General features: G+C 73.6%; 2 protein-coding genes. Both read left to right on the forward strand.

What is annotated here, in order from left to right; genetic code table 11:
* The coding region (locus B8460_RS20325) for an ATP-binding cassette domain-containing protein (protein WP_052945327.1) at window positions 1-563 on the forward strand (563 nt) is incomplete at its 5' end.
* Between the two features lie 75 nt (window positions 564-638).
* Window positions 639-947, forward strand: a complete 309-nt coding sequence (locus B8460_RS20330) for a hypothetical protein (RefSeq protein ID WP_048863446.1) — start codon at window positions 639-641, stop codon at window positions 945-947.
* Window positions 948-1,086: the final 139 nt, after the last annotated feature.

The following is a 1,086-nucleotide window of genomic DNA, read 5'->3' on the forward strand; positions in this document are numbered from 1 at the left end:
TGATGGGCCTGGACGACGCCTATATCGGCACGGTGCGGCGGCCCGCCGGGCGGCTGGGCGCGATGTTCCAGGAGCCGCGCCTGCTGCCGTGGATGACGGTCGGCGACAATCTGCGGCTGGTGCGGCCGGAGGCGGATTACGACCCCGCGCCGGCGCTGGCGGCGGTGGGGCTGGCCGGCACGGCCGGGCTGCTGCCGGGGGCGCTGTCGCTCGGCATGGCGCGGCGGGCGGCGCTGGCGCGGGCGCTGGCGGTCGATCCGACCCTGCTGGTGCTGGACGAGCCGTTTGCCTCGCTCGATCCGCAGACCTCGCGCAGCCTGCGCGCGCTGATCGCCGACCGCGCCACGACGCACGGGACGACGGTGCTGTTCTCCACCCACGAGATCGACCACGCGGTCGCCTGCGCCGACCGGCTGCTGGTGCTCGACGGGGCGCCGGCGACGCTGGCCGCCGACATGACCCTGCCGCGCGACGACGCGGCGGCGCGCGAGGCGGCCCGCGCGCGACTTTGTGCGGCGTTTCCCTTCCTCGCCCCTCTGGCATCGGCCGACGCCTCGGCATAGGGTTGCGCCGGACGCGGGACTCGAGGAGATATCATGCAAAAACTGCGGGTTATGGCAGCACTTTTTGCAGCGGGTTTGGCAACGACCGCGGCGGCGCAGGCCGGCGACCGGTTCGCCGCGTTCAACTCCACGACCGGCACCACCCTCAGCGGCGTGTACCTGGCGCCGGCCGGCACCACGGCCTGGGGCCCGAACCAGACATTGAGCGAGCATGACCACACGCTGGAGCCGTCCGAGCGGCTGCGGCTGAAGGGCATCACGCACGGGGTCTATGACGTGCGGCTGGTGGACGCGGCGGGGCATAGCTGCGTCAAGCGCGGTGTCGATCTGACGCACGAGACGAGTTTCGAGATACGCGAGAGCGACCTCGCGGGCTGTCGCTGACGCGATGCTCAACGCGCGCATAGACCCGATGCTGATCGAGGCGCCGCCGGTCTCCCGCGCGGCGCCGCTGCCGCCGGCGCGGCCGATGCCGCCGCTGACCGGCGTGGCCGGGCTGCGCCCGGTGCTGTCGCCGCGCCCG

The organism is Acidisphaera rubrifaciens HS-AP3 (genome assembly GCF_000964365.1).
Lineage (GTDB): Bacteria > Pseudomonadota > Alphaproteobacteria > Acetobacterales > Acetobacteraceae > Acidisphaera > Acidisphaera rubrifaciens.